Genomic DNA, 13,489 nt, shown 5'->3' with positions numbered 1-13,489 from the left:
CCGGACCGTCGATTGACGGCTCTCGTCAATCCACGTGACCGGGCGGCGGCGCCGGGCGCAGCCTCGTGGTCATCGGCCCCGTACGGCAGCAAACAGGCTGAATACGGGGCGTAGCGGGACAATCGATGATGAGCGAGGTGTTCGACATGAGCATCACCCAGCAGTACGCACTCGACGCCTACCGCGCCTCCCGGCGCGGTGAGCCGGCCCCTCCGGCGCCCGGCCTGCACGAGATGACCGTCTACCGGGAGCTGCGCGACTACCGCAGGTTCAAGGCCGTCGTCGCGGGCCGTCCGGCCCGCGGCCGGATCAGGGCGGCCCTGACCCGGCGGCTCTCCGGGCGCCGCCTTTCAGGGCGCCGCTTCTCGGGGCACCGCGGCCACCCGGCCGGTTGCTGAGCCGGCGGGCGACCTCGCCGGTCGCCCGCGGAAAGGGCGCTTGCGACGGAAAGGGCGCCTACGAATACGACGGAAAGCGCGCCTACGAAGAGATGCGCCGCACGAAGTCCGCGACGGCCGCGCGGACGTCGTCGGGCCCCCACTCGAGCCCGCCCTCCGCGACCGTGACCTCCGTGGTCGCGAGCCCCGGCACCGCGCCCTGGGCCCACCAGCGGCCGAACAGCGCCGTGCCCGCCTCCTCCGCCTGCGCGAGCCCGGCCTCCGTGAGCGCGTCGGCCTCGTAGGGCAGCCACACCCGGAACTGGTGCGTGTGCGGCACCTCGGGGAAGACCCGTGCACCGACGACCCCGGCCTCGGCGAAACCCTCCCGGAGCGCCTCGGCGACCACGCGCGCGTGCGCCACGTACTCCGGCAGCCGCGGCAGCTCGCGCTCCAGGCCCACCAGCGCCGCGATCGCCTGCGGGAACTGCTGGAAGACCTGGCCCCCGTAGCGGTGCCGCCAGGCCCGCGCCTCCCCGATGAACGACTCCGGGCCCGCGAGCACCGCTCCGCTGAGGCCGCCGAGCGACTTGTAGAACGACACGTACACGCTGTCCGCGAGCTCGGCGATCTCGTCCAGCGGGCGCCCGAAGTGCGTCGTGGCCTCCCACAGCCGGGCGCCGTCGAAGTGGATCACGGCGTCCCGCGCGCGTGCCGCCTCGCAGACCTCCTCGAGCTCCTCCCAGTCGGGCAGCACGAAACCGGCGTCCCTGAGCGGCAGTTCGAGCATCAGCGTCCCGAACGGCTCGTCCATGCCGTGCACGTCGTCGGCGGTGATCTGCCGCGCCGCGTGCGTGGGATGCACGGTGCGCAGCCCCGCCACGGTGGTCAGCGCCTCCCGCTCGTGCACCTCGGGGTGCGCCAGCGGGTGCAGGGCCACCGTGGGATTCCCGGTGCGGCCCGCCCAGCAGCGCAGCGCCACCTGCTGGGCCATCGTGCCGGTGGGGAAGAACGCCGCCGCCTCCTTGCCGAGCAGCACGGCGACCCGCGTCTCCAGGTCGGCCACGACGCCGTCCCCGTAGATGTCGACGTCGCCGGAGAGGTCGGTCACCGACGCCGCCGCGGCGGACAGGGCCTCCCACCGCTCACCCAGCGTGGCCTCGTTGGGCCGGCGGGCCAGCGTTCGCTTGGCGCCGCGCAACGCCGTGATCAGCCGTTCGGCCTGGGTCTTCTCGGGCGCCTGCGCGGGCGTGACAGGGTTCTCGGCGGTTCCGTCCATCCGTCGATCATGGCGCACCCGCGTGCGCTTGCCCACAGCCTGTGGACAGCCGGGACCCGTGCGGACAGATAGCGTTAACATGACGAGAAATCGTCCGGTACCCCGAGCGGACTGGAACGGAAGGCCATCGCCTCGTGACAACACCCCCTCCGAACCCGCGAAACGACTCCACCGACCCCAAGGACCGGCCGGCCCGCCTCACCGTGGGCGTCGTCGGCGCGGGCCGTGTCGGACCGGCGCTCGCCGCGTCCCTGCAACTGGCGGGGCACCGCCCCGTGGCCGTCTCCGGCGTCTCGGACGCCTCCGTGCGCCGCGCCGCGACCCTGCTGCCCGACGTGCCGCTGGTGCCGCCCGCCGAGGTCCTCGCCCACGCCGACCTGGTGCTCCTCACCGTCCCCGACGACGTGCTGCCCGGCCTCGTCGAGGGCTTCGCCGAGACCGGTGCCGTACGGCCCGGCCAGCTGATCGTGCACACCTCGGGGCGGTACGGCACCAAGGTGCTCGACCCGGTGCTCCGCGCGGGCGGGCTGCCGCTCGCGCTGCACCCCGTGATGACGTTCACCGGTACGCCCGTCGACGTCCAGCGGCTGGCCGGCTGCTCGTTCGGCGTCACCGCCCCCGAGGAGCTGCGGCTCGCCGCGGAGGCCCTGGTCATCGAGATGGGCGGCGAGCCCGAGTGGATCGCCGAGGAGAACCGCGCGCTCTACCACGCGGCCCTCGCGCTGGGGGCGAACCACCTGGTCACGCTGGTCGCCGAGTCCATGGAGCTGCTCCGTGAGGCGGGCGTCGGCGCCCCCGACCGGATGCTCGGCCCGCTGCTCGGCGCCGCGCTCGACAACGCGCTGCGGTCCGGTGACGCGGCCCTCACGGGCCCGGTGGCGCGCGGCGACGCGGGCACCGTCGCCGCGCACGTCGCGGAGCTGCGCAGGCACGCCCCGCAGGCCGTGGCGGGGTACCTGGCGATGGCCAGGGCGACCGCCGACCGCGCGCTCGCGCACGGCCTGCTGAAGCCGGAGCTCGCCGAGGACCTGCTGGGCGTCCTCGCGACCGGTTCGGAGGAGACCCGATGAACGCCACGGATTCCATAGAGACCGCCGCCGCGGAGACGTCGCGCACGCGGCTCCTCCACAAGGGCGCCGACATGCGCACCCGCACCCGCCCCGGCCGGCGCGTCGTCGTCATGACGATGGGCGCCCTGCACGAGGGCCACGCCACCCTGATCCGCTCCGCCCGCACGCGCGCGGGTGCCGACGGCGAAGTGGTCGTGACGGTCTTCGTGAACCCCCTCCAGTTCGGCGCGGGCGAGGACCTCGACCGCTACCCGCGCACCCTGGACGCCGACATCAAGATCGCCGAACAGGCGGGCGCGGACGCCGTGTTCGCGCCGTCCGTCGACGAGGTCTACCCGGGCGGGCAGCCCGAGGTCCGGATCACGGCCGGCCCCATGGGGGAGCGCCTCGAAGGCGCCTCACGGCCGGGCCACTTCGACGGCATGCTCACCGTCGTCGCCAAGCTGCTGCACCTCACGCGCGCGGACGTGGCCCTCTTCGGACAGAAGGACGCGCAGCAACTCGCCCTGGTGCGCCGCATGGTGCGCGACCTGAACTTCGACGTGGAGATCGTCGCCGTACCGACGGTCCGCGAGGACGACGGCCTCGCGCTCTCCTCGCGCAACCGCTACCTGTCGACCGCCGAGCGCCGCACCGCGCTGGCCCTTTCACAGGCCCTGTTCGCGGGCCGCGACCGGCACGCCGCGCAGGAGGCGCTTCGCGCGCGTGCCGCAGAGAACCCGACCCCGCGCGCGCGGGCGAAGGCGCTCGGCAGGATCGGCGAGGCGCGGGCCGCCGCCGACGCGCACGCCGTCGCCACGGCCTCACCGGGCCGCCCCTCGGCGGTCCTCGCGGCGGCCCGCCAGGTCCTCGACGAGGCGAAGCGCCTCCAGCCGCCCGTGCGGCTCGACTACGTGGCGCTCGTCGACCCCCGCGACTTCACCGACGTGACCGACGGCTTCGAGGGCGAGGCCGTGCTCGCGGTAGCCGCGCGTGTGGGCAGCACGCGCCTCATCGACAACCTGCCCCTGACCTTCGGAGGCCGCTCGTGACCAGCACAGGCATACGGCTGCACGCCCCCGCCCCGGGGTGGTCCGTCCGGGCCGACGTCGTGGTCGTCGGCTCCGGTGTCGCGGGCCTGACCGCGGCGCTGCGCTGCGAGGCCGCGGGCCTGCGCACCGTCGTCGTCACCAAGGCGAGCCTCGACGAGGGCTCCACGCGCTGGGCGCAGGGCGGCGTCGCCGCGGCGCTCGGCGAGGGCGACACCCCCGAGCAGCACCTGGACGACACCCTGGTCGCCGGCGTCGGCCTGTGCGACGAGGCGGCCGTTCGCACGCTCGTCACCGAGGGCCCCGGCGCCGTGCGCCGCCTCATCGCGACCGGCGCGCACTTCGACGAGGCCGAGGACGGCGACCTCCAGCTGACCCGCGAGGGCGGCCACCACCGCCGCCGCATCGTGCACGCGGGCGGCGACGCGACCGGCGCCGAGATCTCCCGCGCGCTCGTCGAGGCGGTACGCGCGCGTGGCGTGGAGACCGTGGAGAACGCGCTGGTCCTGGACCTGCTCACGGACGCCGAGGGCCGCACCGCGGGCGTCTCCCTGCACGTCATGGGGGAGGGCCAGCACGACGGCGTCGGCGCCGTCCTCGCGCCCGCCGTGGTCCTCGCGACCGGCGGCATGGGCCAGGTCTTCTCGGCGACCACGAACCCGCACGTGTCCACCGGCGACGGCGTCGCGCTCGCCCTGCGCGCGGGCGCCGAGGTCAGCGACCTGGAGTTCGTCCAGTTCCACCCGACCGTCCTGTTCCTGGGCGCGGACGCCGAGGGCCAGCAGCCGCTCGTCTCCGAGGCCGTGCGCGGCGAGGGCGCCCACCTGGTGGACGCCGACGGCGTGCGCTTCATGGTGGGACAGCACGAGCTGGCCGAGCTCGCGCCCCGCGACATCGTCGCCAAGGGCATCACGCGCCGCATGCAGGAGCTCGGCGCCGAGCACATGTACCTGGACGCGCGGCACTTCGGCGCCGACATGTGGGAGAACCGGTTCCCCACGATCCTCGCCGCCTGCCGCGCCCACGGCATCGACCCCGTCACCGAGCCCATCCCGGTTGCGCCCGCCGCGCACTACGCCTCCGGAGGCGTCCGCACCGACCTGGCGGGCCGCACCACGGTGCCCGGCCTGTACGCCTGCGGAGAGGTCGCCTGCACGGGCGTGCACGGCGCGAACCGACTGGCCTCCAACTCCCTCCTGGAAGGCCTCGTCTACGCGGAGCGCATCGCGGACGACATCACGCGCCTGCACGCGGAGAACGCCCTCCACGCGCGCGTGCCCGCGCCGGTCGAGCACCCGACCACCCCGACGCACCCGCTGCTGCCCCCGGAGGCGCGCTTCGCCATCCAGCGCGTGATGACCGCGGGAGCGGGCGTCCTGCGCTCCGCCGACTCCCTCGCCGAGGCCGCGGCCCAGCTCGGCCGCATCCACGCCGACGCGGTCAACGCCCTCACGGAGAACGGCAAGACGGCCGAGCCCGGCGTCGACACCTGGGAGGCCACCAACCTCCTGTGCGTGGCCCGCGTCCTGGTCGCCGCCGCCCGCCGCCGCGAGGAGACCCGCGGCTGCCACTGGCGCGAGGACCGCCCGGAGCGCGACGACACCAACTGGCGCCGCCACATCGTCGTACGCCTGAATCCGGACCGGACCCTGGCCACCCGCACCACACCCACAGCAGACTTCCCGGCAACGGCAGAGAACCCTCAGGAGCAGTGACCGACGTGAGCGCGACCCCCGACCTCCCCCTGGCAGACGACGGCAGCGCAGGCTGCGGCGACAACTGCGGCTGTGCGCAGGGCGATTCCGACGACGTCATGGAGTGCGGCCTCGACCCGTCGCTCGCCCAGCTGCTGCTCGACGCGGGCCTGCACCCGGTCGAGATCGAGGACATCGCCCACATGGCGATCACCGAGGACCTGGACGGCGGCGTGGACGTCACGACCGTCGCCACGATCCCCGAGGACGCCGTCGCCACCGCCGACTTCACGGCCCGCGAGGCGGGCGTCGTGGCGGGCCTGCGGGTCGCGGAGGCGGTCATCTCCGTCGTGGCCACGGACGAGTTCGAGGTCGAGCGGCACGCCGAGGACGGCGACCGGGTCGAGGCGGGCCAGAAGCTGCTCTCCGTCACCACCCGCACCCGCGACCTGCTCACCGCCGAGCGCACCGCGCTCAACATCATGTGCCGCCTCTCCGGCATCGCGACGGCCACGCGCGCGTGGGCGGACGTTCTGGAGGGCACCAAGGCGAAGGTCCGCGACACCCGCAAGACCACGCCCGGCCTGCGCTCCCTGGAGAAGTACGCGGTCCGCATGGGCGGCGGCGTCAACCACCGCATGTCCCTCTCGGACGCGGCCCTGGTCAAGGACAACCACGTGGTCGCCGCCGGCGGCGTCGCCCAGGCCTTCCAGGCCGTGCGCGAGCGCTTCCCCGGACTGCCGATCGAGGTCGAGGTCGACACCCTGCACCAGCTGCGCGAGGTCCTCGACGCGGGCGCCGACCTGATCCTCCTGGACAACTTCACGCCGGGCGAGACCGAGGAGGCCGTCGCCCTCACGGACGGCCGCGCCCTCCTGGAGTCCTCCGGCCGCCTCACGCTGGAGAACGCCGCCACGTACGCGAAGACCGGCGTCGACTTCCTCGCCGTCGGCGCGCTCACCCACTCCTCGCCGATCCTCGACATCGGCCTCGACCTGCGCGAGGCGGACGCCTGATGCTGCTCACCATCGACGTCGGCAACACCCACACCGTCCTCGGCCTGTTCGACGGCGAGGAGATCATCGAGCACTGGCGCATCTCCACGGACGCGCGCAGAACCGCCGACGAGCTCGCCGTGCTGCTCCAGGGCCTGATGGGCATGCACCCGCTGCTCGGCGACGAGCTCGGCGACGGCATCGACGGCATCGCCATCTGCTCGACCGTCCCCTCGGTCCTGCACGAGCTGCGCGAGGTCACCCGCCGCTACTACGGCGACGTCCCGGCCGTCCTCGTCGAGCCCGGCATCAAGACCGGCGTGCCGATCCTCATGGACAACCCCAAGGAGGTCGGCGCCGACCGGATCATCAACGCGGTCGCGGCCGTCGAGATGTTCGGCGGCCCCGCGATCGTCGTGGACTTCGGCACCGCCACGACCTTCGACGCGGTGTCCGCGCGCGGCGAGTACGCGGGCGGCGTGATCGCCCCCGGCATCGAGATCTCGGTCGAGGCGCTCGGCATGCGCGGCGCCCAGCTCCGCAAGATCGAGCTGGCCAGGCCGCGCAGCGTCATCGGCAAGAACACCGTCGAGGCCATGCAGGCGGGCATCGTCTACGGCTTCGCGGGCCAGGTCGACGGCGTCGTGAACCGGATGGCCAAGGAGCTCGCGGACGACCCGGACGACGTGACCGTGATCGCGACGGGCGGGCTCGCGCCGATGGTGCTCGGCGAGTCCACCGTGATCGACGAGCACGAGCCGTGGCTGACGCTGATCGGCCTGCGTCTCGTGTACGAGCGGAACGTCTCGCGGCTCTGAGGTCACCGGAGGGCGGGGCACGCCCGGAAATTGCCGGTTAAGCGGATTTGTCCGAATTAGGCCGTACCGTCATTTCATGCCCACGCCCTACGGAAACCGCGGCGGCATGGCGTTCGGTGCAGAAGAGCTGCGTGTGCTCCGACGCGCCCTCGCCCTCGCCCTCCACCCCAGCCCCGCCTCGGACGAGGACGTCCGGGCCTGTCTCCGACTCGCGGAGTCGGTCGACGAGGCGAACCGGGAAGGCGCCCGTCTGCGCGCCTTCCTGGCCGCCGACCTCGACCGGTACCGGGCCGCCCTGCCCGGCTCCGCACCCGGCTATCTGGGCCTGCTCAAGGAGGCCCTGGCGGCGGGCCACAGGCCCGGCGCCGAGGACCTCGCGGCGCTGCGCGCCCTGCCCGCCAATCCGGCCGCCGTGGCCCTCCTGGCCCGCTGCCGCGACCTGGCGGACCCGGACGTGCGCGACGCGTACGACCCGCGCAGGCGCCCCCGCGTGCCGGCCTCCCGCGCGCACCTGCTCGCGCTCCCCGGCGGCCGCGCCGCCGCCGACCGCCCCCAGCAGCCGCGCCCGGCTCCCGGCACCCCGCCCCGCCCGGTGCCCACCCCGGCCGAGGTCTTCCCGCCCAAGCGCCGCCCCGCCGAACCGCCCGCCCCCTCGCGGCGGCTCGCGGTGGGGTAGCTGCGGGGAACGGCCGCGGGGTGGCTACTCTGGAGGCATGGACTACGTCTCCGCGCTCGTGCCCCCGGTCGTGATGGCCGCGTTCTTCATCGGTCTCATCGTGACCATCGTGAAGTCGCAGGGCGGCGACAAGAAGGCCAAGGAGGACGCGGCCGTCGACGCCGCCATCGCGCGCGCCGAGGCCACCCGCCAGGGCGGCGGCGCGCAGCCGGACGCCGGCGTCTGACACCGCCGCGACCAGCGAGAAACAGCACTGAGGGGCGCCCGTCGGGCGCCCCTTTTGTCATTGGTCGGCGGTCGCCGCCACGTCCGTCGCCGAATTGCCGACTTCTCCCACTATTGTGCTTCTCGTGCCGCGCCCCTTGGGAGAACTCGAAGACGCAGTGATGACGCGGGTGTGGAAGTGGAACCGCCCGGTCACGGTCAGGGAAGTCCTGGAGGACCTCCAACAGGAACGGTCCATCGCCTACACAACCGTCATGACCGTATTGGACAATCTCCATCAGAAGGGCTGGGTGCGCCGTGAAGCGGAAGGCCGGGCCTATCGATATGAAGCGGTCTCCACGCGGGCCGCGTACTCGGCCGCGCTGATGAACGAGGCGTGGGGGCAGAGCGACAACCCCGCCGCCGCGCTCGTCGCGTTCTTCGGGATGATGTCGGCCGAGCAGCGCGAGGCGCTGCGGGACGCGATGCGGATCGTATCGCCCGAACTGCCGGCTGAAGTCCCCGCCGAAGTACCGGCCGAAGTCCCCTCCGAAGTGTCGTCCGAAGTGCCGTCGGGCCCCGAGGAAGCGGGCGGCGAGGCCGGGCGATAGCGTCCGGACATGGCAGCAGAGCTCCCCGAAGTCGGGTCGACCGTCGAATCGACCGCTAAAGCAGTGACCGTACGCAGGGCGAGGACGGCCGATGTCCCCGAGGTGCGGCGTCTGCTCGACGCGTACAGCCGCCAGGGGATCCTGCTCGACAAAGCCACCGTCACGCTTTACGAGGACATCCAGGAGTTCTGGGTCGCCGAACGCGACGACAACGCGGCCGTGGTCGGCTGCGGCGCGCTGCACGTCATGTGGGAAGACCTCGCGGAAGTCCGCACCCTCGCGGTGGACCCCCAGGTCAAGGGGTCGGGCGTGGGGCATCTCCTGCTCGAGAAGCTGTTGCAGACGGCGCGCTGGATCGGTGTTCGGCGCGTTTTCTGCCTCACCTTCGAAGTCGAGTTCTTCGCGAAGCACGGCTTCGTGGAGATCGGAGAGACACCCGTCGATACGGTTGACACCGATGTCTACAGCGAGCTGCTGCGTTCCTATGACGAGGGTGTAGCGGAGTTCCTCGGTCTCGAACGAGTGAAACCGAACACCTTGGGCAACAGCCGGATGCTTCTGCATCTGTGATCGCCGCCGGACGCTATTCCGGCATGCGCGCTTGCAACGGTTCCCTATGTCCGAATCGCGCATGTTTTTGGTCCCGGTGGGCAGTGTTCAACTCCGGGATCTCTCCCCGATCTCAGCCAGGGGTTTGTGTTTTTCGGGCAAAAGCGGTTTGCTTTCCGACGTACTGCAGTACTGCATATAACAAGGGGACGGCGAAACAGCGGCCGTGGTCGCGGGGCCGCCCTTCAGATTTCGATGAAAGGAAATCCGGTGGCACAGAAGGTTCAGGTCCTTCTTGTCGATGACCTCGACGGTGGCGAGGCGGACGAGACCGTGACGTTCGCGCTCGACGGGAAGTCGTACGAGATCGACCTCACCACCGCCAATGCGGACAAGCTCCGCGGCCTCCTCGAGCCGTACCTCAAGGGCGGTCGTCGCACCGGTGGCCGCTCGAGCGGCCGGGGCAAGGCGCGCGCCACGTCGTCGGGTGGCAACCAGGACACCGCGCAGATCCGCGCGTGGGCCAAGGAGAACGGCTACGAGGTCAACGACCGCGGCCGCGTCCCCCAGTCGATCCGTGAGGCCTACGAGAAGGCCAACGGCTGACGCGTCGGCTCCGCACCACATGCGCGACGCAGTCGGGCCCGGTGGCAGTGGGTCGCCGCCGTGTCCACGAGGCGTACGAGATCGGGGGCGCCCCCACCGCCCCCCACGACCGACCAGGTCGAGACGGCCGACAGCGTCGTCAGGGCCGGAAGCACCGGTTCCACCTCGCAGCCGGGCTCGGGGGGCCGCACCCAGACAGCGGCCTCCTGCGAGCCGGGCCAGCCGGGAGGCGTCGGCGCGGCCATGAGCCCGCCCGCCCCGACGGCGACGAGGTCCAGGGGCAGACCGCCCCATTCGAGCCAGTCGAGCAGGCCCGGCAGTTCCTCCGCGCTGCCCGCCGCGACCAGCAGGTGCATCGTTTCCCCGCACACGGCCACCGGTGACCGGGGATCGAGTCTGCGCAGCATCGCGAAGCCGGCGTCGGCCGGCACCTCAAGGACGTCGAAGCGCCGCCCGGTGTGCAGCAGCGCGCCGCGGGGGCCGGGCGCCGTCGCCCAGCCGAGCTCGTCCTCGTACCAGCGCCGCACCGGATCGCGTCCGGTGTCGGGCAGCGGGAGACGGGGAGCGGGGACGGTCGTGCCGGAGGTGGTGACCATGCCAGGAGCAACAGTCGGGGGCGCTTCCGGGTTACGCGCTGTCGCCGGACGCATGCGTACTGTGTTCGGTAAAGAGGCGCACTGGCGCATTGGGCGGCGCAAAGATGTTCGCCCATAGCGGAGGGAACCGGCGCGCGCCGCATGGAGTGTCAGTCCGTACGGGTAAGACATCCCTAGTGGGAGGGGCGACACGTGCGGGACGGGCAGTCTGCGTTCGCCATCGGCGTACTGATGGTGGGGGTATCTGCCTGGCCTGCGGGAACATCGTCTCGCACCATCGGGTTGGAGCAGTTGTCGGCGTTCGGGGCAGGAGGCCAAGAACGGGTGTCGGCAGATGGAATGAGCGGTCCCCGCTTGCGGGACTAAGCTGCGGAAGGACAGGGAGGGGACCGACCCCTAACTGCCTGACCGCTCTGAGGAGCGATTAACGATGTTCGAGAGGTTCACCGACCGCGCGCGGCGGGTTGTCGTCCTGGCTCAGGAAGAAGCCCGGATGCTCAACCACAACTACATCGGCACCGAGCACATTCTCCTGGGCCTGATCCACGAGGGTGAGGGTGTCGCCGCTAAGGCCCTGGAGAGCCTCGGGATTTCGCTCGAGGCGGTCCGCCAGCAGGTGGAGGAGATCATCGGCCAGGGCCAGCAGGCCCCGTCCGGCCACATCCCCTTCACCCCCCGTGCCAAGAAGGTCCTGGAGCTGTCGCTCCGCGAGGCCCTTCAGCTGGGCCACAACTACATCGGCACGGAGCACATCCTGCTCGGCCTGATCCGTGAGGGCGAGGGCGTCGCCGCCCAGGTCCTGGTCAAGCTGGGCGCAGACCTCAACCGGGTGCGGCAGCAGGTCATCCAGCTGCTCTCCGGTTACCAGGGCAAGGAGACCGCCGCCGCCGGCGGTCCTGCCGAGGGCACGCCCTCCACGTCCCTGGTGCTCGACCAGTTCGGCCGCAACCTGACGCAGGCCGCTCGCGAGTCCAAGCTCGACCCGGTCATCGGGCGCGAGAAGGAGATCGAGCGCGTCATGCAGGTCCTGTCGCGCCGGACCAAGAACAACCCGGTCCTGATCGGTGAGCCCGGCGTCGGCAAGACCGCCGTCGTCGAGGGCCTCGCGCAGGCCATCGTCAAGGGCGAGGTGCCCGAGACCCTCAAGGACAAGCACCTCTACACCCTCGACCTGGGCGCGCTGGTCGCCGGTTCCCGCTACCGCGGTGACTTCGAGGAGCGCCTCAAGAAGGTGCTCAAGGAGATCCGCACCCGCGGCGACATCATCCTGTTCATCGACGAGCTGCACACGCTGGTCGGTGCGGGTGCCGCCGAGGGCGCCATCGACGCGGCTTCCATCCTGAAGCCGATGCTGGCCCGCGGTGAGCTGCAGACCATCGGTGCGACGACGCTCGACGAGTACCGCAAGCACCTGGAGAAGGACGCGGCCCTCGAGCGCCGCTTCCAGCCGATCCAGGTCGCGGAGCCGTCGCTGCCGCACACGATCGAGATCCTCAAGGGTCTCCGTGACCGCTACGAGGCCCACCACCGCGTCTCGATCACGGACGAGGCCCTCGTCCAGGCCGCGACGCTGGCCGACCGGTACATCTCGGACCGCTTCCTGCCGGACAAGGCGATCGACCTGATCGACGAGGCCGGTTCCCGGATGCGCATCCGCCGGATGACCGCGCCGCCGGACCTCCGCGAGTTCGACGAGAAGATCGCGGGCGTGCGTCGCGACAAGGAGTCGGCCATCGACTCCCAGGACTTCGAGAAGGCGGCCTCTCTCCGCGACAAGGAGAAGCAGCTGCTCGCCGCGAAGGCCAAGCGCGAGAAGGAATGGAAGGCCGGCGACATGGACGTCGTCGCCGAGGTCGACGGCGAGCTGATCGCCGAGGTCCTCGCGACCGCCACCGGCATTCCGGTCTTCAAGCTGACCGAGGAGGAGTCCTCGCGTCTGCTGCGCATGGAGGACGAGCTCCACAAGCGGGTCATCGGCCAGAAGGACGCCGTCAAGGCGCTCTCCCGGGCGATCCGCCGTACGCGTGCCGGTCTGAAGGACCCGAAGCGTCCGGGTGGTTCGTTCATCTTCGCCGGTCCGTCCGGTGTCGGTAAGACCGAGCTGTCCAAGGCGCTCGCCGAGTTCCTCTTCGGTGACGAGGAGGCGCTGATCTCCCTCGACATGTCGGAGTTCAGCGAGAAGCACACGGTGTCGCGACTCTTCGGTTCGCCCCCCGGCTACGTGGGCTACGAAGAGGGCGGTCAGCTGACCGAGAAGGTGCGCCGCAAGCCGTTCTCCGTCGTCCTCTTCGACGAGGTGGAGAAGGCCCACCCGGACATCTTCAACTCGCTGCTGCAGATCCTGGAGGACGGTCGACTGACCGACTCCCAGGGCCGCGTCGTGGACTTCAAGAACACGGTCATCATCATGACGACCAACCTGGGCACGCGGGACATCTCGAAGGGCTTCAACCTCGGCTTCGCGGCCCAGGGCGACACGAAGTCCAACTACGAGCGCATGAAGAACAAGGTGTCGGACGAGCTCAAGCAGCACTTCCGCCCCGAGTTCCTCAACCGTGTGGACGACGTCGTCGTCTTCCCGCAGCTCAGCCAGCAGGACATCCTCGAGATCGTCGACCTGATGATCTCGAAGGTGGACGAGCGCCTGAAGGACCGCGACATGGGCATCGAGCTCTCGCAGTCCGCCAAGGAGCTGCTGTCGAAGAAGGGCTACGACCCCGTGCTCGGCGCGCGTCCGCTGCGTCGCACGATCCAGCGCGAGGTCGAGGACAGCCTGTCGGAGAAGATCCTCTTCGGCGAGCTGCGGCCGGGCCACATCGTGGTCGTCGACACGGAGGGCGAGGGCGAGAACAAGACCTTCACCTTCCGCGGCGAGGAGAAGTCGGCGCTGCCCGACGTCCCGCCGATCGAGGACGCCGCGGCCGGCGGTGGCCCGAACCTGAGCAAGGAGGCGTAACCCCTCCGGGGCGAGCCTGATATCCGGGTG

At 71.6% G+C, this 13,489-nt stretch carries 14 protein-coding genes; 12 read left to right on the top strand and 2 right to left on the bottom strand.

Annotated elements, in window-relative coordinates:
- The first annotated feature begins 146 nt into the window (after window positions 1–146).
- Window positions 147–398, top strand: a complete 252-nt coding sequence (locus tag ACTWJ8_RS18560) for a hypothetical protein (protein ID WP_443264570.1) — start codon at window positions 147–149, stop codon at window positions 396–398.
- A gap of 82 nt (window positions 399–480) precedes the next feature.
- Here the strand turns inward: ACTWJ8_RS18560 and ACTWJ8_RS18555 are convergent, their stop codons facing one another.
- Entirely contained in the window at window positions 481–1,656 is a 1,176-nt protein-coding gene (locus ACTWJ8_RS18555; RefSeq protein WP_443264569.1) for a threonine aldolase family protein, read from the bottom strand.
- A gap of 134 nt (window positions 1,657–1,790) precedes the next feature.
- Here ACTWJ8_RS18555 and ACTWJ8_RS18550 point away from each other — a divergent pair, with 134 nt between their 5' ends.
- From ACTWJ8_RS18550 to ACTWJ8_RS18505, 10 genes are all read left to right on the top strand, one after another.
- Window positions 1,791–2,726 carry a Rossmann-like and DUF2520 domain-containing protein gene (locus tag ACTWJ8_RS18550; RefSeq protein WP_356389714.1) on the top strand — a complete coding sequence of 312 codons (936 nt, stop codon included), beginning with the start codon at window positions 1,791–1,793 and terminating at the stop codon, window positions 2,724–2,726.
- Window positions 2,727–2,797: 71 nt separating this feature from the next.
- Complete coding sequence (panC, locus tag ACTWJ8_RS18545; protein ID WP_356389772.1) at window positions 2,798–3,757, top strand: pantoate--beta-alanine ligase; 960 nt, start codon at window positions 2,798–2,800, stop codon at window positions 3,755–3,757.
- Window positions 3,754–5,469 (top strand): L-aspartate oxidase, encoded by a 1,716-nt coding sequence (locus ACTWJ8_RS18540; RefSeq protein WP_356389712.1) that lies wholly within the window; start codon window positions 3,754–3,756, stop codon window positions 5,467–5,469. Before panC ends, ACTWJ8_RS18540 begins: the two co-directional genes overlap by 4 nt.
- Window positions 5,466–6,464: a carboxylating nicotinate-nucleotide diphosphorylase gene (gene nadC / locus ACTWJ8_RS18535; RefSeq protein WP_443264567.1), complete on the top strand. Its 999-nt coding sequence runs from the start codon at window positions 5,466–5,468 to the stop codon at window positions 6,462–6,464. The genes ACTWJ8_RS18540 and nadC overlap by 4 nt, the downstream gene beginning before the upstream one ends.
- Window positions 6,464–7,261, top strand: a complete 798-nt coding sequence (locus tag ACTWJ8_RS18530) for a type III pantothenate kinase (RefSeq protein ID WP_356389708.1) — start codon at window positions 6,464–6,466, stop codon at window positions 7,259–7,261. The genes nadC and ACTWJ8_RS18530 overlap by 1 nt, the downstream gene beginning before the upstream one ends.
- A 76-nt stretch (window positions 7,262–7,337) precedes the next feature.
- On the top strand, window positions 7,338–7,937 hold the full coding sequence (locus ACTWJ8_RS18525; protein ID WP_443264565.1) for a hypothetical protein: 600 nt from the start codon (window positions 7,338–7,340) through the stop codon (window positions 7,935–7,937).
- A 37-nt stretch (window positions 7,938–7,974) separates the two neighbouring features.
- Window positions 7,975–8,163, top strand: coding sequence for a hypothetical protein (locus ACTWJ8_RS18520; RefSeq protein ID WP_356389705.1), 189 nt, complete (start codon window positions 7,975–7,977; stop codon window positions 8,161–8,163).
- A gap of 124 nt (window positions 8,164–8,287) precedes the next feature.
- Complete coding sequence (locus ACTWJ8_RS18515) at window positions 8,288–8,752, top strand: BlaI/MecI/CopY family transcriptional regulator (protein WP_443264563.1); 465 nt, start codon at window positions 8,288–8,290, stop codon at window positions 8,750–8,752.
- A 9-nt stretch (window positions 8,753–8,761) separates the two neighbouring features.
- Window positions 8,762–9,322, top strand: a complete 561-nt coding sequence (locus ACTWJ8_RS18510; protein WP_356389701.1) for an amino-acid N-acetyltransferase — start codon at window positions 8,762–8,764, stop codon at window positions 9,320–9,322.
- 249 nt (window positions 9,323–9,571) lie between these two features.
- Entirely contained in the window at window positions 9,572–9,907 is a 336-nt protein-coding gene (locus tag ACTWJ8_RS18505) for a histone-like nucleoid-structuring protein Lsr2 (protein WP_356389699.1), read from the top strand.
- Here ACTWJ8_RS18505 and ACTWJ8_RS18500 read toward each other — a convergent pair.
- Window positions 9,886–10,503 carry an SCO3374 family protein gene (locus ACTWJ8_RS18500; protein WP_443264561.1) on the bottom strand — a complete coding sequence of 206 codons (618 nt, stop codon included), beginning with the start codon at window positions 10,501–10,503 and terminating at the stop codon, window positions 9,886–9,888. The two genes, ACTWJ8_RS18505 and ACTWJ8_RS18500, sit on opposite strands and share 22 nt — an antisense overlap.
- A 430-nt stretch (window positions 10,504–10,933) precedes the next feature.
- On the opposite strand from ACTWJ8_RS18500, the gene ACTWJ8_RS18495 reads away from it, so the two are divergent.
- Window positions 10,934–13,459, top strand: a complete 2,526-nt coding sequence (locus tag ACTWJ8_RS18495) for an ATP-dependent Clp protease ATP-binding subunit (RefSeq protein ID WP_356389695.1) — start codon at window positions 10,934–10,936, stop codon at window positions 13,457–13,459.
- The last annotated feature ends 30 nt before the right edge of the window (window positions 13,460–13,489 follow it).

The sequence above is a fragment of the Streptomyces sp. SDT5-1 genome (assembly GCF_052245995.1).
GTDB lineage: Bacteria > Actinomycetota > Actinomycetes > Streptomycetales > Streptomycetaceae > Streptomyces.
Note: the sequence above shows the minus strand (reverse complement) of the source record. Positions and strands in the feature narration are given on the sequence as shown.

What these genes read in the sequence shown, in the direction of transcription:
- ACTWJ8_RS18560 (WP_443264570.1), top strand. Translation starts at nt 147, where the DNA reads ATGAGCATCACCCAGCAGTACGCACTCGACGCCTACCGCGCCTCCCGG.
- ACTWJ8_RS18555 (WP_443264569.1), bottom strand. Translation starts at nt 1,656, where the DNA reads ATGGACGGAACCGCCGAGAACCCTGTCACGCCCGCGCAGGCGCCCGAG.
- panC (WP_356389772.1), top strand. Translation starts at nt 2,798, where the DNA reads ATGCGCACCCGCACCCGCCCCGGCCGGCGCGTCGTCGTCATGACGATG.
- ACTWJ8_RS18530 (WP_356389708.1), top strand. Translation starts at nt 6,464, where the DNA reads ATGCTGCTCACCATCGACGTCGGCAACACCCACACCGTCCTCGGCCTG.
- ACTWJ8_RS18525 (WP_443264565.1), top strand. Translation starts at nt 7,338, where the DNA reads ATGCCCACGCCCTACGGAAACCGCGGCGGCATGGCGTTCGGTGCAGAA.
- ACTWJ8_RS18520 (WP_356389705.1), top strand. Translation starts at nt 7,975, where the DNA reads ATGGACTACGTCTCCGCGCTCGTGCCCCCGGTCGTGATGGCCGCGTTC.
- ACTWJ8_RS18510 (WP_356389701.1), top strand. Translation starts at nt 8,762, where the DNA reads ATGGCAGCAGAGCTCCCCGAAGTCGGGTCGACCGTCGAATCGACCGCT.
- ACTWJ8_RS18500 (WP_443264561.1), bottom strand. Translation starts at nt 10,503, where the DNA reads ATGGTCACCACCTCCGGCACGACCGTCCCCGCTCCCCGTCTCCCGCTG.
- ACTWJ8_RS18495 (WP_356389695.1), top strand. Translation starts at nt 10,934, where the DNA reads ATGTTCGAGAGGTTCACCGACCGCGCGCGGCGGGTTGTCGTCCTGGCT.